This is a genomic window from Caenimonas terrae (assembly GCF_042655405.1).
Lineage (GTDB): Bacteria > Pseudomonadota > Gammaproteobacteria > Burkholderiales > Burkholderiaceae_C > Ramlibacter > Ramlibacter terrae_A.
Genome location: NZ_JBHSMF010000005.1, coordinates 182,064 through 201,793, shown reverse-complemented (window position 1 = coordinate 201,793; position 19,730 = coordinate 182,064). Strand labels below are relative to the sequence as shown.

Sequence of the window (19,730 nt, the reverse complement as noted above, 5' to 3'; positions counted from 1 at the left end):
GGCCCGCGGCAACGCGGGCAGGACCCTCGACTCTGGGCGGGCTGCGGCCGAATGCTGTCGGCGGGGAGGTCCAGGGTCCGTAGGCGGCAACCGATGCCGCGCCGGCTACAGGATCATCTGGGTGCAGCGAAACAGCGCGATGGTCTTGCGGTCGGCCTGGCGCCGCACGGTGGCATCCCACACGTGGGTGCTGCGCCCGAGGTGGACCGCGGTGACCTCGGCTTCGATCGTGCCGTCCAGCGCGGTGCCCAGATGGTTGCTTTTGAGCTCGATGGTGGTGAAGCCCTTGGCGCCGTCGGGCAGGTGGGCGACGCAGCCGTAGCCGCAGGCGGTGTCGGCCAGGGTGACGACCGCCCCCGCATGCAGGAATCCGTTGGGGGCGTGGTGCTCCTTGCGGATGTCCAGTGCCGCCAGCACCCGGCCCTGGCCGATCTCCAGGATGCGGATGCCGAGCAATCCGGGCAGGAAGCCCTTGCTGGTCTCGTTGAAGGCATCGCGGTCGAAGGCGGGACGGTAGACAGACATGGTTCAGGCCTGCGGACGGTCGACCAGGGTGGCCAGCGGGAGGCGCGACAGCTCCGCCAGCAGCAACGCAAGCTGGCGGCCCGCCGCCTGCAGCACCGCCTCCCCTTTTTCGGCGGTGGCGGCGGCCGCATTGCCGGCGGCGCCGGCCGGGTTGTAGTCCTGCATCTGCCAGCCCAGCTTGGCGCTGCTGCCGTTGCCCAGGATCGGGAAGGCGTCGGCCCGGTCCTGCGAGGTGGACCGGAAGTCGCGGGCCCGCTCCATCGCCACCGACTGCGGCTTGAGCGCCAGCATCATCGAGGTCTCGATGTCGCCGCCGTGCACGCCGAAGCGGTGCTCCTGCGCGCTGAACAGCCCGTTGACCTCCTGCCCCAGCGGCAGGTTCCACCAGCTGCAGCTGTAGACGATCAGCTTGGCTGCGCCGCGCAGCTCGCGCGCCACGATGTCCATCACGCTCACTTGGCCGCCGTGGGCGTTGAGCAGCAGCAGTTTCTTCACGCCGGCGGCCGCCACGCACCGGCCGAGCTCGATCCAGATCGCGGCGACGGTGGCCGACGAGAGGGTCAGGGTTCCGGGAAAGTCCGAATGCTCAGGGCTGTAGCCGACCTGCTGGGTCGGCAGGAACAGCACCGGCAGCTGCGCGGGGAGGTGCGGCAGGCAGGCGGCGACCACGCCATCGACCAGGGTCTGGTCGACCGACAGCGGCAGGTGCGGGCCGTGCTGCTCGGTGGCCGCGACCGGCAGTACGGCGACCGTGGTGCCGGGGTCGAGCGCAGCGAAATCGCGGGTGCCGAGATCGGCCCAGAAACGGGAAGGAATGGCCATGGCGCATCTTAGTAGGACAGCGCCTGCCTGGCCGTCGGCCAGCGCCGTGCAGGGCGACGGCTGACGCGCCGAGCGTACCCAGGCTGTCGTGCAGTGCAGCAAACGGCCGAATGACGCGGGCCGGCGCCGTCGCAACCATGGAGCCATGAAGAAGTTCGACGCCCTCTCGCACAGCCTGCTGGCCCTGGCCGTGGCGGCCATTCCGGTGGCGGCCCTGGTGCTCGACCAGCTGGACCAGTCGATGCGCCGGCCGTCGCTGGCCGGCGTGATGCTGCACTCGCTGAAGCTGGCGTTCTAGGCTCCGGCCAGCGCCCCCCTGGCTGCATCGGCGATGCTCGCCGCGTCCACCTTGAAGAATGCCCGCAGCGCCGCCCGCGTGTCGCTGCGGCCGAAGCCGTCCGTGCCGAGGGTGACGTAGCGCCGACCTGCGGGGACGAAGGCGCGGACGCTTTCGGCAACGGCGCGGACATAGTCGGTGGCCGCGACCACCGGTCCGCTGGTCTTGGCCAGTTGCCCCGTGAGGTAGGCGCTGTCGCTGGATTGCCCGTCGCGCGCCAGCTCGCTCCAGCTGGTCACACTGAACACCTCGCAGGCGATGCCTTCGGCGGCCAGCTGCTGCGCCGCCTTGATCACCTCGGTCAGGATCGCGCCGGAGCCGAGCAGGGTCACGCTTGCGGCCTTCTTCGCACCCGCAGCCGGATAGCTGGCGAAGCGGTAGCAGCCCCGGATCACGCCATCGACCGCGTCTGCCGGCAGGTCCGGCTGGGCGTAGTTCTCGTTCATCAGCGTCAGGTAGTAGAAGACGTCCTTCTGGTCCACCAGCATCTCGCGCATGCCGTGGTCGACGATGGCTGCCATCTCGCCGGCGAAGGCCGGGTCGTAGGCCTTGCAGTTCGGGATCGTCGCCGCCACCAGGTGGCTGCTGCCGTCCTGGTGCTGCAGGCCCTCGCCGCCCAGCGTGGTGCGGCCCGAGGTCGCGCCCAGCAGGAAGCCGCGCGAGCGCTGGTCGGCGGCCGCCCAGATCGCATCGCCCACCCGCTGGAAGCCGAACATCGAGTAGTAGATGTAGAACGGCAGCATCGCGATGCCGTGCACGCTGTAGCTGGTGGCGGCGGCCGTCCAGCTGGCGATGGCGCCGGCCTCGCTGATGCCTTCCTCCAGGATCTGGCCGTCCAGCGCTTCCCGGTACGACAGCACCGAGCCGATGTCCTCCGGTTCGTAGCTCTGGCCCACGCTGGAGTAGATGCCGACTTGCTTGAACAGGTTGGCCATGCCGAAGGTGCGCGCCTCGTCGGCGACGATGGGCACGATGCGCGGGCCCAGCGCCTTGTCCTTGAGCAGGTTGCCCAGCATCCGCACGAAGGCCATGGTGGTGGACATCTCCTTGCCGGCGGCGGCGGTCGCGAAGCTCGCATAGCTCGCAAGTTCCGGCACGGCTACCTTGTCCGCCGTGGTCTGGCGCTTCGGCAGGTAGCCCCCGAGCTGCTGGCGCTGCCGGTGCAGGTAGCGCATCTCGGTGCTGTCCTCGGCCGGCTTGAAGAATTCCAGGCCGGCGGCCTGCGCGTCGGTCAGGGGCAGGTTGAAGCGGTTGCGGAATTCCAGCAGCGCGGCCTCGTCCAGCTTCTTCTGGCTGTGCGTGGTCATCTTGCCCTGGCCGGCGGCGCCCATGCCGTAGCCCTTCTTGGTGTGGGCCAGGATCACCGTCGGCTGGCCCTGGTGCGCGGCCGCGGCGGCATAGGCGGCGTGGATCTTCACCAGGTCGTGGCCGCCGCGCTTCAAGCGGTCGATCTGTTCGTCGGTCATGCCCTGCGCCAGCCGCGCCAGCTCCGGGTCCTGGCCGAAGAAGGTGTCGCGGTTGAAGCGGCCGTCCTTGGCGGCGAAGGTCTGCATCTGGCCGTCGACGGTATGGGCGAAGGCTTTCACCAGCGCGCCGGTGGTGTCGCGGGCGAACAGGCCGTCCCAGTCGCTGCCCCAGACCAGCTTGATCACGTTCCAGCCGGCGCCGCGGAACAGCTTCTCCAGTTCGTCGATGATCCGGCCGTTGCCGCGCACCGGGCCGTCGAGCCGCTGCAGGTTGCAGTTCACCACCCAGACCAGGTTGTCCAGCTTCTCGCGCGAGGCCAGCGTCAGCGCGCTCATGCTTTCCGGTTCGTCCATCTCGCCATCGCCGAACACGCCCCACACCTTTCGCGAACCGCAATCGAGCAGCTGGCGGTGCGTGAGGTAGCGCATGAAGCGCGCGTGGTAGATCGAGCTGATCGGCCCCAGTCCCATCGAGCCGGTGGGGAACTGCCAGAAGTCCGGCATCAGCCAGGGATGCGGATAGCTGGAGAGCCCGCGGGCGCCGGCGGCCGGCGCCGTGATCTCCTGGCGGTAATGCGCCAGGTCGTTCTCGGTGAGGCGCCCCTCGAGGAAGGCCCGCGCATAGACCCCCGGCGCGCTGTGCGGCTGGAAGAACACCAGGTCGCCGCCGTGCTGGTCTTGCCCCCCACGCTCCCCCACCTCGTGTGGGTCGCTGCCCCCCCGAGGGGGGCCTTCGCCGCTTGGGGCGGCCCGGCGCGGCTCAACGTTGCGAGCATGGAAGAAGTGATTGAAGCCCACCTCGAACAGGTCGGCCGCGCTGGCGTAACTGGCGATGTGGCCGCCCAGGTCGCCGTAGGCCGCGTTGGCGCGCGCGACCATCGCCAGCGCGTTCCAGCGCATCAGGGAAGCGAGCTTCTCCTCGATCGCCAGGTCGCCGGGAAAGGCCGGCTGCCGGTCGACCGGGATGGTGTTGACGTAGGGCGTCACCAGTTCCGGCGTCCAGTCCACCTGCGAGCTGCGCGCCAGCCGCACCAGTTCGTCCAGCACGAAGCGGGCGCGCTGCGGTCCTTGCGCGGCCACCAGCGCCAGGAAGGCGTCGCGCCATTCGGCGGTTTCGGCCGGGTCGGCGTCGGCGGCGCCGGCGGCGGCCAGGAATCGGGTGAGGCTGTGGTCGGTCATCCGCCGACTGTAGGCAGGAATGCGCGCAACAGGGTTGCGAAGACCATGCTGGCCACCTTGTTGCCAGCATAAAATTCCGGAAACCAACCTGGCCACGGCATTTCATGCAACTGGACGCCATCGACCTGAAGATCCTGGCGCAGCTGCAGCAGGACAGCTCGCTCACCAACGTGGAACTGGCACGCCGGGTCCACCTGTCGCCCTCACCCTGCCTGATGCGGGTGAAGGCGCTGGAGTCCGCCGGCGTCATCGAACGCTATGTGGCCCTGGCCAATGCCCGCGCCCTCGGCCTGGGGCTGAACGTGTTCATCTCGATCAGCCTGAAGGAGCAGAGCCGCGAATCGCTGGCCGAATTCGAGCGCCGGATCGCGGAGCACGACGAGGTGATGGAGTGCTACCTGATGACCGGCGACAGCGATTACCTGATCCGGGTCGCGCTGGCCGACATCGCGGCGCTGGAGCGCTTCATCCTGAACCAGCTGACACCGATCCCGGGCATCGAGAAGATCCGCTCGAGCTTCGCGCTCAAGCAGGTGCGCTACAAGACCGCGCTGCCGCTGCCGGGCTAGCCCAGGCCGGCGCGCCGTGCTGGCTCACGCTGGTTGCGGATCGGCGGCTGAAGCGACAGCGAGGATGCGCTCGGGCGTGATGGGAAGCTGGCGGATGCGGATGCCGAGCGCGTCGAAGACGGCGTTGCCGATCGCCGCGGCGGTCGGCCCCTGCGAGGCCTCGCCCGCGCCCAGCGCCGGCTCGCCGGGCCGCTCGACCAGCGAAACCCGCACCGACGGCGCCTCGGAGAAACTGAGGATCGGGTAGTCGGCCCAGCTGCGGGTGGTGATCTGCTCGCGCGAAAAGGCCACCGCTTCCTTGAGGGTCCAGCTGCAGCTCTGGATCGCGCCGCCTTCGAGCTGGTTGGCTACCCCGTCCGGATTGATGGCCAGTCCGACGTCGGCGCCAATCGAGATGTCCAGCACGCGCACGGCCCGCTCCGCCAGCACGCGCACCGCCACCGCGCACCAGGCGCCGGTGTTCTTGTAGCGGGCGAAGGCCAGGCCGCGCCCGGTGCCTTCGGCGTCGCCGTTCCGGTCGTGCCACCACGGCGCCGCCTCGATGGCCCGGGCGATCACGGCGCGTGCGCGCGGATCGGCCAGGTGCGCCAGCCGGAACGCCACCGGGTCCTGGCCGCTGGCATGGGCCAGTTCGTCCATGAACGATTCGATCGCCCAGACGTTGGCGTAGCCGCCCAGCGCCCGGAGCGCGGACGTGCGGATCGGCATGGCCAGCAGCCGGTTGGTCACCACCTCGAGGCGCGGAAAGTCGTACAGCGGCACCGCGTTGCGGTCGCTGCCGCCGCCGGCGGACATCGGCGGATCGAGCGAGACCGGCGCCAGGAACGGACGGTCGATCTGGGAGGCGCCCAGGAACGACAGGTTGCCCGGCTCGTTGCGGCCCGGCCGGCTGGTGTAGCCGTTGGCCCAGACGGTGTGCTGCCAGTCGCTGACGCGGCCCGCGGCATCGAGCTGTGCCACCAGCGCCACCAGGTGGGCCGGCCCGCAGGGGCCGCAGCTCAGTTCGTCGGCGCGCGACCACAGCACGCGCACCGGCCGTCCGGCGGCAAAGCGCGCCAGCAGCACGGCATCGAAGGCGACGTCGTCGGCCGGGTTGTGGCCGTAGCAGCCGGCGCCTTCGGCATGGTGCACCACCACCCGCGCCGGATCCTGCTGCGGATGCTCGCGCCGCAGGTAGACCTCGATGTCGGCCTTCAGGTTGTAGATGCCCTGGCTGTGCGACCAGACCTCCAGGTCGCCGTCGCGCCAGTGTGCCAGCGCGCAGGACGGGCCGATGGACGCGTGGGCGATGTAGGGACGTGAGTACTCGGCCTGCAGCCGAAGCGAGGCTGGCGCAGCCGGCCCCTCCTTGCGCTCGACCAGCTGCGGCTGGGACGGCGCGCTGCGCAGGAAGCCGGCCAGGTCCGCGCTGTCGGGAAGCGAAGCTGGCAGGTCCCAGCGGCAAAGCGCGGCCAGCGCCGCGGCCGCGGCGACCGCGACCTCTTCGCGCTGTGCCAGCACGCCCAGGAAGGACCCGTCGCGCGCCACCACCACGTCGGGGAAGCGGCGCGCGAAGGCGTCCGTGTCCACCTCGACCAGGGTGGCCGACCGGTTCGGCATCCGGACCACCCGCCCGTGCAGCATGGCCGGAAGCACCAGGTCCTGGATGAAGCAGGGCCGGCCGGACAGCTTGCCGGCCAGGTCGCGCCGCGGCAGCGAGCGGCCGACGGTGTTGTAGTGGGCCGCCTGCTTGGGCGTGGCGGTGGCGGAAATGCCTTGCGCCAGTGCCTCATCGAGCTGCAGATCCCAGTAGCTGGCCACGGCGTCGGTGGCCGTGGAGCGCAGCCGGCCATCCTCGATCGCGACCGAGGCCGGTGCGACGCCGTGGCGGCGGCAGAAGGCGGCGATGGCCAGTTCGCGCAGGGTCGCGCACACCAGCCGCACCGCCTCGCCCGAGTGCTGGATCGACAGGCTGCCGGAGGTCACGCCCTCGTCCGGGCTGAGCCCGGTGCGAATCGGATCGAGGCGGATCCTGCCCGGATCGACGTCCAGTTCCTCGGCGGCGATCTGCGCCAGCGCCGTGCCGATGCCCTGGCCGAATTCGACCTTGCCCACCCGCAGGCAGATCACGTCGGGAAGCTCCAGCCCCAGCCACTGGCCCAGCAGCGGGTTCTTCTCCAGGCTGCCCCTGGAAAACCCGCGGGCCTGGGGGACGGCGCTCATGCGGGATGCACCTTGCGCACCGCCGCCAGCACCGCCTGCAGGATGCGGTGCTGCGAACCGCAACGGCACAGGTGCCGGTCGAGGGCGGCGCGCACCTCTTGTTCGGACGGCGGGCGCTCGCCGTCCACCAGGGCCACTGCGGTCATCAGAATGCCGCTCAGGCAGAAGCCGCATTGGCCCGCCTGGTGCTCCAGCAGCGCCGCCTGCACCGGATGCAGCTGGCCGCCCGCGCCGACGCCCTCGGGCGTGGTGACCTGCCTGCCCTCAAGCGCCGACAGCGGCATGTCGCAGGTGGTGGCGGGCCGGCCGTCGACCAGCACGGTGCAGGCGCCGCAATGGCCCTCGCCGCAGCCGAGCCGGACGCCGGCCAGGCCGAGGTCGTTGCGCAGCACATAGGCCGCCATGCTGGTGGCAGGCGCGTCGCAGTGGCGCGCGCCGCCGTTGACGTTGATCTCCAAGTCTTGCTTTCGTTTGATCCCGCCCAGAGGCGCGGCCGGGGTGCGCCAGTATTCCAGCGACCGGCGGCATACTCAAGACGGCACAAGCTTCCATGGAGCCCGGAGCCGGTCCGGGCCGGCCGTCAGCGCGCTGGTGCGGATGTGCCGGGTGCGGGAGCGGTTGCGGTTGCCGGCGCCGGCATCGGCGCGGGGGCCGCCGCAGTCCCGGCCGGGCGCACCGACGCCACCCGCCAGACCACGTTGCCCACGTCGTCCGCCACCAGCAGCGCGCCCTTCGAGTCGAGCGCGACCCCGACCGGGCGGCCGTAGGCCTCGCCCTTGTCGTTGAGGAACCCGACCAGGAAGTCGATCGGCTCGCTGGCCGGCTTGCCGCCGGCGAAGGGCACGAACACCACCTTGTAGCCGCTGCGCGGGTTGCGGTTCCAGGAACCGTGCTCGCCGATGAAGGCGCCGCTGGCGTAGTTGGCGGGCATGCGGCCGTCCGAGAACGCCAGCCCGAGCGCCGCGACGTGCGAGCCGAGGCCGTAGTCGGGCGGGATCGCCTTGCTCACCATGTCGACGTTGACCGGGACCATCCGGACGTCGACGTTCTTTCCGTAATAGCTCCAGGGCCAGCCGTAGAACGCGCCGTCCTTGACCGAAGTGAGGTAGTCCGGCACCAGGTCGTTGCCCAGCTCGTCGCGCTCGTTGGCGACGGTCCACAGCACCTTGCTTTCCGGTTCCCAGGCCATGCCGTTGGGATTGCGCAGCCCGGTGGCGAACAGCCGCTTGGCTCCGGTCGCACGGTCCACTTCCCAGATCGCGGCCCGGCCTTCTTCGGCCGGCAGCCCGTTCTCGCCCACGTTGCTGTTGGACCCGACGGTCGCATACAGCTTGCTGCCGTCGGCGCTGGCAATGATGTTCTTGGTCCAGTGGTGGTTGATCGGCCCGGCCGGCAGGTCGGTCACCTTGACCGGCGTCCCGGTGATGTGGGTCTGCCCCGTCACGTAAGGGACCTTGACGATGGCGTCGCTGTTGGCGATGTAAAGCTCGTTACCCACCAGCGCCATGCCGAAGGGCGAATTCAGGCCCTCGAGGAAGACGCTGCGCACTTCGGCGACGCCGTCGCCGTTGGCGTCGCGCAGCAGCGTGATCCGGTTGGCGCTGGCCACGCCGGCACCGGCGCGCTTCATCAGCAGCTTCATCGCCGCGCCCCTGATGCCCTTGCCGTCCTCCGGCTTGGGCGGCGCATTGGTTTCCGCCACCAGCACGTCGCCGTTGGGCAGCACATAGAGCCAGCGCGGATGGTCCAGGCCGGAGGCGAAGGCGCGCACCTGGAAACCTGCCGCCGCGCTCGGACGCACCCCGGCCGGCCAGCCGACCGCCTTGGCGACCCGCACCGTCGGCACCAGCGACTTCTGCGGCGCCGGCAGGCTGGGGTTGGGGCCGACGCCCACGTTGGTCGCCGATTCGGCGACCGTGCCGCAGGCGGCAAGGAGCACCAGCAGCACGGCGCACAGGGGAGCGGAGCGGGGGATTTTCATAGCACAGGAGTGTGTTCCGGCCCCTGCTGAGCGTCTGTAGGCATAAACCGCGAAAATGGCGCCATGACCCAAGACCTCTTTCGCCAGGACGCCTACCTGCGCGAATGCCGCGCCACCGTGCTGGCCATCGGCGACCAGGGCATCGTCCTGGACCGGACCGTGTTCTATCCGCTGGGCGGCGGCCAGGCCGGCGACAGCGGCTGGCTGCTGCTGCCGGACGGCGCCGAGATCGCCATCGCGGACACCCGCAAGGGCAAGGACGCCGACGGCCAGTTCACCGGCGCGATCTGCCACCTGCCGGCGCCCGAGGCTGCCGGCGCGGTCGCCGCGCTCCAGGTCGGCGCCGCGGTGACGGCCCGGGTGGACTGGGACCGGCGCCACCGGCTGATGCGCTTCCACACCACCACCCACCTGCTTTGCCACCTGGTGCCGCAACTGGTCAACGGCTGCTCGATCACGCCCGAGTACGCGCGGCTGGACTTCAACATGACCGATCCGCTGGACAAGGACGCCCTGACGGCCGGCATCGCGCGCCTGGTGGCGGCCGCGCATCCGGTCAGCGTCGGCTCGATCAGCGACGAGGAGCTGGACGCCAACCCGGCGCTGGTCAAGAGCATGTCGGTGCAGCCGCCCCGGGGCACCGGGCGGGTGCGGACGATCCGGGTGGGTGATGCCATCGACTACCAGCCCTGCGGCGGCACCCACGTCGCCAACACTTCGGAGATCGGCGCCGTGGTCGTCACCAAGATCGAAAAGAAGAGCGCCACCACGCGCCGCGTGGTGCTGGGCTTCGCCGCGGGCGGAACTTCGGCGGCCCCGGCCGGCTCGGACGGGGCACCGTGATCCATCGCCTGCGCCTGTCCGCCGCCGTCCTGCTGACGGCCTGCCTGCCCCTTTTTGCCAATGCCCAGCCGCAGTCCAGCCCGGGCAGCGTGGTCACCACCGAGCGGGTGCGCGCGGAGCTGATGGCCCACGCGCCGGACGGCGCGGAGCCCGGCAAGCAGGTCTGGGTCGGCCTGCAGCTCGCGCACCAGCCCGGCTGGCACACCTACTGGAAGAACTCCGGCGATTCCGGCCTGCCCACCCAGCTGGCCTGGACGCTGCCGGCCGGCGTGACGGCGGGCGAGATCGCCTGGCCGCTGCCCAAGAAGATCCCGATCGGCAACCTCGCCAACTACGGCTACGAGGGCACGGTGCTGCTGCCGGTGCCGCTGACGATCGCGCCGGACTTCAAGCCGTCGCTGTTGTCCAACGACCTGGAGGTCAGGCTCAAGGCCGACTGGCTGGTCTGCCGCAAGGAATGCGTGCCGGAAGAAGGCAGCTTCGTGCTGAAGATCCCGGTGCACAGCACCACCGCCATCAATGGGGCCGCCTTCGATGCGGCCTTCAAGGCGCAGCCGCGGCCGGTGCTGGCCGCCACCGGCGGCGTCATCCCGGACAGCAAGGTGCAGATCGAGGGCAACGCGATCCGGCTGACGGTGCAGGGGCTGCCGGTGGCGCTGCGCGGCAAGACGCTGGAGCTGTTTCCCGAGACGCCGGAGGTGATCGAGACCGCCGCGCCGTGGACGCAGGCCTGGAATGGCGAGGTGTGGACGGCGACGGTGCCGTTGTCCCCGCAGCGCACCGGCAGTCCGTCGGTAATGCCGGTGGTGCTGGCCGATGGCGCCCAGGGTTATCGCGCGGAATTGAAGGTGCTCGGCCAGTGGCCCAAGGCCGAGGCGGCCGGCACCGTGTCGCCGGCGCTGGAGGCGGCGCTGCGCGACAACGCCGGCACGCCGCCGCCCGCCGCGTCGATCGGCTTGCTGGCCGCCCTGTTCGGGGCGCTGCTGGGCGGCCTGATCCTGAACCTGATGCCCTGCGTGTTCCCGGTGCTGGCGATCAAGGTGGTGGGCTTCACCCGCCACGCCGCCGACCGGCGCGGCCACCGGATCAGCGGCCTCGCCTACACCGCCGGCGTCGTGCTGTCCTTTGTCGCGCTCGGCGCGCTGGTGCTGGCGCTGCGCGCCGCCGGCCAGCAGCTCGGGTGGGGCTTCCAGTTGCAGTCGCCGGCCGTGGTGGCGACGCTGGCCGCGCTGTTCACGGTGATCGGCCTGAACCTGGCCGGCCTGTTCGAATTCGGCGCCTTCCTGCCCTCGCGCCTGGCGACGCTGGAAGCGCGCCATCCGGTGGGCAACTCCTTCCTCTCGGGTGTGCTGGCGGTGGCAATCGCTTCGCCCTGCACCGCGCCCTTCATGGGCGCGTCGGTGGGACTGGCGATCGCCCTGCCGGCGGCGCAGGCGCTGCTGATCTTCGCGGCGGTCGGCGTCGGCATGGCGCTGCCTTATCTGGCAGCCAGCCTGGTGCCGGCCGTGGCCCGGCTGCTGCCCCGGCCCGGCGCCTGGATGGTGGTGTTCCGCAAGCTGATGGCCTTTCCGATGTTCGCCACCGTGGCCTGGCTGGTCTGGGTGCTGGGCCAGCAAAGCGGCATCGACGGCGCGGGCGCGCTGCTGGCGCTGCTGGTGGCGCTGGCGATGGTGCTGTGGGCGTTCACGCTGCACGGTCGCGCGCGCACCGTCGTGGCCACGCTGTCGCTGGCCTGCCTGGCGCTGCTGGCATGGACTGCCGGCCCCAGCATCACCCGGGCGCAGGCGCCAACCCCGCTGGCTGCCGGCACCGACGGCTGGCAGCCCTGGGAGCCGGGTCGGGTGGACCAGCTGCTGGCCACCGGCCAGCCGGTGTTCGTCGACTTCACCGCCGCCTGGTGCGTCACCTGCCAGTACAACAAGAAGACCACGCTGTCCAACCGCGACGTGCTGGCCGACCTGTCGAACAAGAAGGTGGCGCTGCTGCGGGCCGACTGGACGCGCCGCGACCCGGCGATCACCGCCGCCCTCGGCCAGCTCGGGCGCAACGGCGTGCCGGTCTACGTGATGTACCGGCAGGGCCGGGCGCCGGTGGTGCTGTCGGAAGTGCTGGGGGTGGACGAAGTGCGCTCGGTGATCGGGGCCCTCTGACCGTGAACAGCATCAGCGAGTTGCGGCGGATCCTGGGCAGCTGCAAGACCATCGCGGTGGTCGGCCTGTCGCCGCAGTGGCACCGGCCCAGCTTCTTCGCCGCCAAGTACATGCAGGGCCACGGCTATCGCGTGGTCCCGGTCAACCCGGGCGCGACCGAGATCCTGGGCGAGCGCTGCTATCCGAGCGTCACGGCCGCCGCCGCGGCACTCGCCGGGCAGGGCGTGAAGATCGACATGGTGGACTGCTTTCGCCGGACCGAGGACATCGGCCCGATCGCCGACGAAGCGATCGCGGCCGGCGCCCGCTGCCTGTGGCAGCAGATCGGCGTCGTCAACGAAGCCGCGGCACAGAAGGCGCGAGATGCAGGCCTGTGGACGGTGATGGACCGCTGCGTGAAGATCGAGCATGCGCGCCTGTTCGGCGGCCTCGGCTGGGCGGGCGTGAACACCAAGGTGATCTCGTCGCGCCGGCCGCAGCAACTTCCGTACTGACATGAGCAACGACAACGGCGCCGACCACGACTACGGCTTCGGCACCCGCGCCATCCACGCCGGCGCGGTGCCGGACCCGGTGACCGGCGCCCGCGCCACGCCGATCCACCAGACCACCAGCTTCGTGTTCGACTCGGCCGAGCACGCGGCCAGCCTGTTCAACCTGCAGACCTTCGGCAACGTCTACAGCCGCATCAGCAATCCGACGGTGGCGGTGCTGGAGGAGCGGATCGCCTCGCTGGAAGGCGGACGGGCGGCGCTGGCCTGCGCCACCGGCATGGCGGCCCAGATGACGGCGCTGCTGGCGATCCTGAAGGCAGGCGACCACATCGTGGCGGCATCGACGCTGTATGGCGGCACGGTCGGCCAGCTCGGGATCGGCTTCTCCCGGCTGGGCATCGAAACCACCTTCGTCGATCCGCAGGACCCGGACAACTTCCGCCGCGCGATCCGGCCCAACACCCGCGCCCTGTATGGAGAAACGCTGGGCAATCCGCTGGTCAACGTGCTGGACATCGAAGCGGTGGCCGGCATCGCGCATGAGCACGGGCTGCCGCTGGTGATCGACAACACGGTGGCCAGCCCCTACCTGTGCACGCCGTTCGCGTTCGGGGCCGACATCGTGGTCCACAGCGCCACCAAGTACCTGGGCGGCCATGGGACGACGATGGCCGGCGTGCTGGTGGAATCGGGCAGGTTCGACTGGGGCTCGCCGCTGTCCAGGGACAAGTTCCCTGACATGCTGGAACCGAGCAAGGCGTACCACGGCGTCAAGTTCTACGAGACCTTCGGCGATTTCGGCTACACGATGAAGGCGCGGATGGAGGTCAACCGGACCTTCGGCGCGACGCTCTCGCCGATGAACGCCTGGTTGATCCTGCAAGGCGTGGAGACGCTGCACCTGCGGATGCAGGCCCACTGCCGCAACGCGCTGCGGGTGGCGCAGTTCCTCAGCGCTCATCCGCTGGTGGGCTGGGTCAACTACCCGGGCCTGCCGGAGTCGCCGTACCACGCACTGGCGAAAAAGCAGTTCCGCACCATCGACGGCCAGCCCGGCGCCTCGGGCATCCTCACCTTCGGCATCAAGGCGGCGGACCCGGTGCGCGCCGGCGAGCGCTTCATCGACGCCTGCGAATTCCTCAGCCATCTGGCGAACATCGGCGACGCCAAGACGTTGGTGATCCACCCGGCGTCCACCACGCACCGCCAGCTCGACGAAGCAGAACTGATGCGCGCCGGCGTGCGGCCCGACATGATCCGGCTGTCGGTGGGAATCGAGGACGCAGAAGACATCCTCTGGGACATCGACCAGGCGCTGCGCCAAGCCGCGGCCTGAGCCGCTCATCCGTTTCCCGCGCTGGCACATCGGTGGCCGCTGATTTGCGCACGCGCTGAAAAGAGCCTATCTGTCGCCGCGCCCTGCTCTTGGCCTACAGCCGCGGCAATGCCTACTGGCTACTCTTGACTGGTCACGAGTAACGGGGAAATCCGATGCAGATGAATGTCCAGACCTCGGCAGCGCGGCCCAGCCGGCCGCTGTACCAGGCGCGCCAGAAGACCAGCGAAGTCCGCGACCAGCTGGAAGTTGCCAGCGCCGAACTGGGGCTGACCAACGCAGTGCTGGGCCACAGCCTGCCGGACAGCGTGAAGCGCTCCGGCGAGGTGCAGCGCGCGCTGTCGCAGAACGAGGCCATCGAGGAAAAGGTGCAGGAAGCCGCGGACGAACTGCAGGTGGTGACGGACCTGCTGCAGGAGGAAGTTGCCGAGCGCGAGCGGCTCGAACGCGAGCTCGCCAGCCGCCCGCCGGCCTGAGCGCCTTACCTTTGGACACCACGGTGAGCGCCATCCCGGCGGATGGGCAAGAATGCCGGACAGGCCCGAACAACGTTGAGTCGTGAAATGAAGTGAGGTGGATGTGCCGGTGAAGTTGTTGCTGGTCGAAGATCTCCCGCAGGTGCGCGGAGTTGTCCTTGACCTGCTCGCCACCGTCGGCGACTTCCAGTTGGTCCACTCGGTCTCCACCGAGGCCGAGGCCAACCTCTGGATCGAGGAAAACGAGGGCAAATGGGACCTGGCCGTGATCGACCTGATCCTGGAACAGGGCACCGGCCTCGGCGTCGTCGCCAAGGCGCGCAACCGGCCGGCCGGCAGCAAGGTGGTGGTGTTCAGCGACTACGCCACCGAAGGAATCCGCAAGCACTGCGTCAAGCTGGGCGCGGATGCCGCCTTCCAGAAGGGCGACGACCTGCAGGCTTTCCTGGCCTTCTGCGGGGCCCTGGCCCACCCCTCCCCCGGCGCGTAGGGCCTGCGACAATCGGGGCATGAGCTTCCCGCCCCTGCGCAACGACAGTTTCCTGCGCGCCTGCCAGCGCCTTTCCACGCCGCACACGCCGGTATGGCTGATGCGCCAGGCCGGCCGCTATCTGCCCGAATACCGCGCCACCCGCGCCCGTGCCGGCAGCTTCATGGGCCTGGCCACCAATGTGGACTACGCGACCGAGGTCACGCTGCAGCCGCTGGAGCGGTACGCGCTCGACGCCGCGATCCTGTTCTCGGACATCCTGACGGTGCCGGACGCGATGGGCCTGGGGCTGAGCTTTGCGCTCGGCGAGGGTCCCCGCTTCGCCTCGCCGGTGCGCGACGAAGCCGCGGTGCAGGCGCTGGCGGTGCCGGACATGGACAAGCTGCGCTACGTGTTCGACGCGGTCACCTCGATCCGGCGCGCGCTGGACGGCCGGGTACCCCTGATCGGTTTTTCCGGCAGCCCGTGGACGCTGGCCTGCTACATGGTCGAGGGCGCCGGTTCGGACGACTACCGGCTGGTCAAGACCATGCTGTACAGCCGCCCCGACCTGATGCACCGCATGCTGCAGGTCAACGCCGACGCGGTCGCGCTCTATCTCAACGCGCAGATCGAGGCCGGCGCGCAGGCCGTGATGATCTTCGACAGCTGGGGCGGCGTGCTGGCAGATGCCGCGTTCCACGAATTCAGCCTGGCGTACACGGCGCAGGTGCTGGCCAAGTTGCACCGCACCTGGGAAGGCGCGGCGATCCCGCGGATCGTCTTCACCAAGGGCGGCGGGCTCTGGCTGGAGCAGATGGCGCAGCTCGATTGCGAGGTCCTGGGCGTGGACTGGACGGTCAACCTGGCGCAGGCGCGCCGGCTGGTGGGCGACCGCAAGGCGCTGCAGGGCAACCTCGACCCCAACGTGCTGTTCGCGCCGCCCGCTCGCATCGAGGCCGAGGCCCGGAAGGTGCTCGATAGTTTCGGCGCGCCGCACACCGGCGCCGGCACCGGCCCGACCCACATCTTCAACCTCGGCCACGGCATCAGCCAGCACACGCCGCCCGAACACGTCTCGGTGCTGGTGGATGCGGTCCACGCCCATTCGCGCCGCATGCGCGGACAAAAGTGATGTCCCGCAAATTCGTCATCAGGATGTTCCCTAGCTGACAACTGGTTGAAAATTCGGCGCCTCCGACTTGACTTATGCACAAAAGTTGTGTTGCGGCGCTGCACAACCAGGCGCTTCCCGGAGCTGCTGCTACAAAATCCAGAGCGTTTGCAAGTTGTTGATTTCATTAATGATTTCTCATGGTGTTTTTTCCTGACAATCCAGCCCGGCCCTGCAATTTCAAGGGCTTGCGAACGCAAGTGGGGCGGTTGTCAACAAAGTTATCCACATAAAACAGACTTCAGCTTCAAACCGCATACGAATCAAAGACTTAGCCGATGTTTCGCCAGACGACCTCAACAGAAGCGGCTAACCGCGGTTTTTCGTGACCTGCCAGCTGTCGGTCGTGGTGCCGACGCCGGCCCACAGTACGCTGGGCGGGCCGCTGAGCTATCGAAGTGAGTTTCCACTCGCGCCCGGCACACTGGTGCGCGTGCCGCTGGGTCGACGCGAGCTGCTGGGCGTCGTCTGGGATCCGGAAGCGCAGTTCGACAATGCCGCGCCGGAGTACGAACTCAAGCCGATCGCAGGCGTGCTCGACGGGATCGCGCCGCTGACTGCGCGTTGGCGAGAACTTGTATCTTTCGCCGCCAGTTATTACCAGCGCGGACTTGGCGAAGTCGCGTTGATGGCGTTGCCGCCGCAATTGCGCGGTCTGAGCGCCGAGCAGGTCGCGCGGCGCATGAAGCGGACCGCGGGTCCCGCGCCCGCCACCGCGGGACAGATCGCCGCGGCGCCGACCCCGGAACAGGCGGCGGCGCTCGACGCCTTCGAGGCCGGCACGGGCTGCTTCCTGTTGTTCGGCGCCACCGGCAGCGGCAAGACGGAGGTCTACCTGCAGGCGGTGCAGCGGCTGTTCGAGCGCGAGCCGCAAGCGCAGGCACTGGTGATGGTGCCGGAGATCAATCTCACGCCGCAGTTGGAGGAGCGCTTCGTCGCGCGCTTCGGCGCTGCCGACGTGGTGTCGCTGCACAGCGGCATGACCCATCCGCAGCGGCTCAAGAGCTGGCTGGCGGCCCATAGCGGCGCGGCACGGGTGGTGCTGGGAACGCGGATGGCGGTGTTCGCCTCGATGCCGGGGCTCAAGCTGATCGTGGTCGACGAGGAACACGACCCCAGCTACAAGCAGCAGGAGGGCGCGCGCTATTCGGCGCGCGACCTGGCCGTGTACCGGGGCCGGCTGGAAGGCGCCAAGGTGCTGCTCGGATCGGCCACGCCCTCGCTGGAGAGCTGGCAGGCCTGCGAGAAGGGCCGCTACACCAGGCTGGTGATGCCATCGCGCATCGGCCAGGCGCAATTGCCCAAGGTGCGGCTGGTCGACATGAACCTGCAGCCGCACAAGACGGTGTTCTCGCCCCAGCTGCTGGATGCGGTGTCGCAGCGGATCGCGCGCGGCGAGCAGTCGCTGGTGTTCCTGAACCGCCGCGGCTACGCGCCGGTGCTGGCCTGCACCGCCTGCGACTGGAAGAGCGAGTGCCCCAACTGCAGCGCCTTTCGCGTCTTCCACAAGATCGACCGCACGCTGCGCTGCCACCACTGCGGCTTCACCGAGCGGGTGCCGCGGGCCTGCCCGCTGTGCGGCAACGTCGACATCGCGCCGGTCGGCCGCGGCACCGAGCGGCTCGAAGAGAGCCTGGCGCAGCTGCTGGCGGGCACCCGGCGCCCGGGCGGCGAGCCGGTGCGCATCGCGCGGATGGACGCCGACACGACGCGGCTGAAGGGATCGCTGGAAGTGCAGCTGGCGCAGGTGCACGCCGGCGAAGTCGACGTGCTGGTGGGCACGCAGATGATCACCAAGGGCCACGACTTCCGCCGCATCACGCTGGTGGCGGCGCTCAACGCCGACTCGGCGCTGTTCTCGGCCGATTTCCGCGCGCCCGAGCGGTTGTTCGGCCTGCTGATGCAGGCCGCCGGCCGGGCCGGCCGCGACGCCATCCAATCCGGCAGCAGCGAGATGTGGGTGCAGACCTTCCATCCCACCCACCCGCTGTTCGCCGCGCTGCGCCAGCACGACTACCCGGCGTTCGCGGCGCAGCAGCTGAAAGAGCGGGAACAGGCCGGCATGCCGCCGTTCGGCTTCCAGGCGCTGGTGCGGGCCGATGCGCGCACCCAGGAGGGGGCGCAGGCCTTCCTGGCAGCCGCCGCCGCGGCCGCCGCCGGCATCGAGGCGGCCGACCGCGTCATGCTGTATTCGCCGGTGCCGATGAGCGTGCAGCGGGTGGCGAACGTGGAGCGGGCCCAGATGCTGGTGGAAAGCGCTTCCCGTGCGGCGCTGCAGCGCTTCCTCGCGGCCTGGCACCCGGTGCTGCAGGCGACCCGGGAGAAGGGAATGATCCGCTGGGCGGTGGACGTGGACCCGCTGGCGATCTGAGGGCTGGCTTGCGGGTCAAGCCCGCAATGGCAAAGTCATTCCGGGCTGGACCCGGGATCCAGACGCTTCAATCGCAAGGCAGTCTCGTACAGCTCGTTCTTCGACCCCCCGGTGATCTCCGCCGCCAGCTTCACCGCGCCCTTGAGCGGCAGCTCCTTGAGCAGCAACTCCAGCACCCGCTGGCCGTCGTCCTCGGCCTGCGGCTGCGGCGTGCCGTGCAGCACCAGCGCGAACTCGCCCCGCGTGCGCGACGGCTCCCCCGCCAGCCACGCCGGCAGCGCCGCGCAGGCCATCGTGGCCACTTCCTCGAACTGCTTGGTCAGTTCGCGCCCGACGGTGATGGGCCGCTGGCCGAGCACCGCCAGCGCCCGGGCCAGGGCCTCGACCCGGTGCGGCGCCTCCAGCAGCACCACCGGCCGCGGCTCGCGCGCCAGCAGCTGCACCGCGGCGTCGCGCTCACCGGCCTTGGACGGCAGGAAGCCGCCGAACACGAAACCGCCGTCGTCGCCATGCGCGCCGGCCACGCTGATCGCCGCGGTGATGCTGCTGGCGCCAGGGAGGGGCACGACGCGCAGCCCGGCCTCGCGCACCGCCGCCACCAGCCGGGCACCGGGATCGCTGACCGCCGGCGTGCCGGCATCGCTGGCGTATGCCACCCGCTGGCCCTGCTGCAGCCGGGCCACCACCGCCTGGGCGGCCTCGTGCTCGTTGTGCTGGTGCAGCGCCAGCAGCTGCGCCGGCGCCTTGTCGATGCCATAGGCGCGCAGCAGCGACTGCGTGTGGCGGGTGTCCTCGCAGGCCACCACGTCGGCCAGCTGCAGCACGTGCAGCGCCCGCAGGCTGATGTCCGCCAGGTTGCCGATCGGGGTCGCCACGACATACAGCGCCCCCTGCGGATAATGCTGTGACGCCGCCGCATCGCGCGCGGCGGCCAGGGCTGAAGCGAAAGAAGCGCTCAATGGAATTCCCCAGGAAGACGGCCACCACCAAGCAGGCCGGCGATGCCGCCGAGGACCGCGCGCTCGCCCACCTGGAGGCGGCCGGCCTGCGGCTCGTAGCGCGCAATTATCGGACCCCCGGCCGCGGCGGCGGCGAAATCGACCTGGTGATGCGCGATCGCGACGGCACGCTGGTGTTCGTGGAGGTGCGCAGGCGGGCCAGTGCCAGCTACGGCGGCGCCGCCGCCAGCGTCGGCGCCATCAAGCAGCGGCGTGTGGTGTTCGCGGCGCGGCACTACCTTGCCCGGCTGCCGCAACAGCCGCCCTGCCGCTTCGACGTCGTCGCGCTGGAAGGCGGGCGGATCGAGTGGCTCCAGGCGGCCTTCGACGCCGGCTGA

18 protein-coding genes are annotated in these 19,730 nt (G+C 70.1%); 11 read left to right on the top strand and 7 right to left on the bottom strand.

Annotated elements, in window-relative coordinates; translation table 11 throughout:
• Positions 1-105: 105 nt before the first annotated feature.
• A complete protein-coding gene (locus ACFPOE_RS06790; protein ID WP_376849253.1) occupies positions 106-525 on the bottom strand; it encodes a PaaI family thioesterase in 420 nt (139 codons plus the stop codon).
• Between the two features lie 3 nt (positions 526-528).
• The gene (locus ACFPOE_RS06785) at positions 529-1,347 is read right to left on the bottom strand and encodes a creatininase family protein (protein ID WP_376849252.1); all 819 of its coding nucleotides are present in this window, start codon (positions 1,345-1,347) and stop codon (positions 529-531) included.
• Between the two features lie 145 nt (positions 1,348-1,492).
• On the opposite strand from ACFPOE_RS06785, the gene ACFPOE_RS06780 reads away from it, so the two are divergent.
• The gene (locus ACFPOE_RS06780; protein ID WP_376849251.1) at positions 1,493-1,645 is read left to right on the top strand and encodes a hypothetical protein; all 153 of its coding nucleotides are present in this window, start codon (positions 1,493-1,495) and stop codon (positions 1,643-1,645) included.
• On the opposite strand, the gene aceE is transcribed toward ACFPOE_RS06780, so the two are convergent.
• Positions 1,642-4,329 (bottom strand): pyruvate dehydrogenase (acetyl-transferring), homodimeric type, encoded by a 2,688-nt coding sequence (gene aceE, locus ACFPOE_RS06775; protein WP_376849250.1) that lies wholly within the window; start codon positions 4,327-4,329, stop codon positions 1,642-1,644. The two genes, ACFPOE_RS06780 and aceE, sit on opposite strands and share 4 nt — an antisense overlap.
• A 104-nt stretch (positions 4,330-4,433) precedes the next feature.
• Here aceE and ACFPOE_RS06770 point away from each other — a divergent pair, with 104 nt between their 5' ends.
• Positions 4,434-4,898: an Lrp/AsnC family transcriptional regulator gene (locus ACFPOE_RS06770; RefSeq protein WP_376849249.1), complete on the top strand. Its 465-nt coding sequence runs from the start codon at positions 4,434-4,436 to the stop codon at positions 4,896-4,898.
• 24 nt (positions 4,899-4,922) lie between these two features.
• On the opposite strand, the gene ACFPOE_RS06765 is transcribed toward ACFPOE_RS06770, so the two are convergent.
• The 3 genes from ACFPOE_RS06765 to ACFPOE_RS06755 all read right to left on the bottom strand — a co-directional run bounded on the left by ACFPOE_RS06765 (position 4,923) and on the right by ACFPOE_RS06755 (position 9,081).
• The gene (locus tag ACFPOE_RS06765) at positions 4,923-7,100 is read right to left on the bottom strand and encodes a xanthine dehydrogenase family protein molybdopterin-binding subunit (protein WP_376849248.1); all 2,178 of its coding nucleotides are present in this window, start codon (positions 7,098-7,100) and stop codon (positions 4,923-4,925) included.
• Complete coding sequence (locus tag ACFPOE_RS06760) at positions 7,097-7,558, bottom strand: (2Fe-2S)-binding protein (protein WP_376849247.1); 462 nt, start codon at positions 7,556-7,558, stop codon at positions 7,097-7,099. The genes ACFPOE_RS06765 and ACFPOE_RS06760 overlap by 4 nt, the downstream gene beginning before the upstream one ends.
• A gap of 122 nt (positions 7,559-7,680) precedes the next feature.
• Positions 7,681-9,081, bottom strand: a complete 1,401-nt coding sequence (locus ACFPOE_RS06755; protein ID WP_376849246.1) for a PQQ-dependent sugar dehydrogenase — start codon at positions 9,079-9,081, stop codon at positions 7,681-7,683.
• Between the two features lie 63 nt (positions 9,082-9,144).
• On the opposite strand from ACFPOE_RS06755, the gene ACFPOE_RS06750 reads away from it, so the two are divergent.
• The 8 genes from ACFPOE_RS06750 (at position 9,145) to ACFPOE_RS06715 (ending at position 18,394) form a co-directional block, all read left to right on the top strand.
• Positions 9,145-9,924: an alanyl-tRNA editing protein gene (locus tag ACFPOE_RS06750; RefSeq protein ID WP_376849245.1), complete on the top strand. Its 780-nt coding sequence runs from the start codon at positions 9,145-9,147 to the stop codon at positions 9,922-9,924.
• A 122-nt stretch (positions 9,925-10,046) separates the two neighbouring features.
• On the top strand, positions 10,047-12,074 hold the full coding sequence (locus tag ACFPOE_RS06745) for a protein-disulfide reductase DsbD family protein (RefSeq protein ID WP_376849278.1): 2,028 nt from the start codon (positions 10,047-10,049) through the stop codon (positions 12,072-12,074).
• A gap of 2 nt (positions 12,075-12,076) precedes the next feature.
• Positions 12,077-12,568, top strand: coding sequence for a CoA-binding protein (locus tag ACFPOE_RS06740; RefSeq protein ID WP_376849244.1), 492 nt, complete (start codon positions 12,077-12,079; stop codon positions 12,566-12,568).
• Between the two features lies 1 nt (position 12,569).
• A complete protein-coding gene (locus ACFPOE_RS06735) occupies positions 12,570-13,904 on the top strand; it encodes an O-acetylhomoserine aminocarboxypropyltransferase/cysteine synthase family protein (RefSeq protein ID WP_376849243.1) in 1,335 nt (444 codons plus the stop codon).
• Positions 13,905-14,059: 155 nt separating this feature from the next.
• Positions 14,060-14,380, top strand: coding sequence for a hypothetical protein (locus ACFPOE_RS06730; protein ID WP_376849242.1), 321 nt, complete (start codon positions 14,060-14,062; stop codon positions 14,378-14,380).
• A 109-nt stretch (positions 14,381-14,489) separates the two neighbouring features.
• Positions 14,490-14,870 carry a response regulator gene (locus ACFPOE_RS06725; RefSeq protein WP_376849241.1) on the top strand — a complete coding sequence of 127 codons (381 nt, stop codon included), beginning with the start codon at positions 14,490-14,492 and terminating at the stop codon, positions 14,868-14,870.
• A 19-nt stretch (positions 14,871-14,889) separates the two neighbouring features.
• A complete protein-coding gene (gene hemE, locus ACFPOE_RS06720; RefSeq protein ID WP_376849240.1) occupies positions 14,890-15,984 on the top strand; it encodes a uroporphyrinogen decarboxylase in 1,095 nt (364 codons plus the stop codon).
• 364 nt (positions 15,985-16,348) lie between these two features.
• Entirely contained in the window at positions 16,349-18,394 is a 2,046-nt protein-coding gene (locus ACFPOE_RS06715) for a primosomal protein N' (RefSeq protein ID WP_376849239.1), read from the top strand.
• 35 nt (positions 18,395-18,429) lie between these two features.
• On the opposite strand, the gene rsmI is transcribed toward ACFPOE_RS06715, so the two are convergent.
• The gene (gene rsmI / locus ACFPOE_RS06710) at positions 18,430-19,353 is read right to left on the bottom strand and encodes a 16S rRNA (cytidine(1402)-2'-O)-methyltransferase (protein WP_376849238.1); all 924 of its coding nucleotides are present in this window, start codon (positions 19,351-19,353) and stop codon (positions 18,430-18,432) included.
• Here rsmI and ACFPOE_RS06705 point away from each other — a divergent pair.
• Positions 19,353-19,730 (top strand): YraN family protein, encoded by a 378-nt coding sequence (locus tag ACFPOE_RS06705; protein WP_376849237.1) that lies wholly within the window; start codon positions 19,353-19,355, stop codon positions 19,728-19,730. The two genes, rsmI and ACFPOE_RS06705, sit on opposite strands and share 1 nt — an antisense overlap.

What these genes read in the sequence shown, in the direction of transcription:
- ACFPOE_RS06735 (WP_376849243.1), top strand. Translation starts at nt 12,570, where the DNA reads ATGAGCAACGACAACGGCGCCGACCACGACTACGGCTTCGGCACCCGC.
- ACFPOE_RS06705 (WP_376849237.1), top strand. Translation starts at nt 19,353, where the DNA reads ATGGAATTCCCCAGGAAGACGGCCACCACCAAGCAGGCCGGCGATGCC.
- hemE (WP_376849240.1), top strand. Translation starts at nt 14,890, where the DNA reads ATGAGCTTCCCGCCCCTGCGCAACGACAGTTTCCTGCGCGCCTGCCAG.
- ACFPOE_RS06765 (WP_376849248.1), bottom strand. Translation starts at nt 7,100, where the DNA reads ATGAGCGCCGTCCCCCAGGCCCGCGGGTTTTCCAGGGGCAGCCTGGAG.
- aceE (WP_376849250.1), bottom strand. Translation starts at nt 4,329, where the DNA reads ATGACCGACCACAGCCTCACCCGATTCCTGGCCGCCGCCGGCGCCGCC.
- ACFPOE_RS06780 (WP_376849251.1), top strand. Translation starts at nt 1,493, where the DNA reads ATGAAGAAGTTCGACGCCCTCTCGCACAGCCTGCTGGCCCTGGCCGTG.
- ACFPOE_RS06770 (WP_376849249.1), top strand. Translation starts at nt 4,434, where the DNA reads ATGCAACTGGACGCCATCGACCTGAAGATCCTGGCGCAGCTGCAGCAG.
- ACFPOE_RS06790 (WP_376849253.1), bottom strand. Translation starts at nt 525, where the DNA reads ATGTCTGTCTACCGTCCCGCCTTCGACCGCGATGCCTTCAACGAGACC.
- ACFPOE_RS06750 (WP_376849245.1), top strand. Translation starts at nt 9,145, where the DNA reads ATGACCCAAGACCTCTTTCGCCAGGACGCCTACCTGCGCGAATGCCGC.
- ACFPOE_RS06785 (WP_376849252.1), bottom strand. Translation starts at nt 1,347, where the DNA reads ATGGCCATTCCTTCCCGTTTCTGGGCCGATCTCGGCACCCGCGATTTC.
- ACFPOE_RS06755 (WP_376849246.1), bottom strand. Translation starts at nt 9,081, where the DNA reads ATGAAAATCCCCCGCTCCGCTCCCCTGTGCGCCGTGCTGCTGGTGCTC.
- ACFPOE_RS06745 (WP_376849278.1), top strand. Translation starts at nt 10,047, where the DNA reads ATGGCCCACGCGCCGGACGGCGCGGAGCCCGGCAAGCAGGTCTGGGTC.
- ACFPOE_RS06730 (WP_376849242.1), top strand. Translation starts at nt 14,060, where the DNA reads ATGCAGATGAATGTCCAGACCTCGGCAGCGCGGCCCAGCCGGCCGCTG.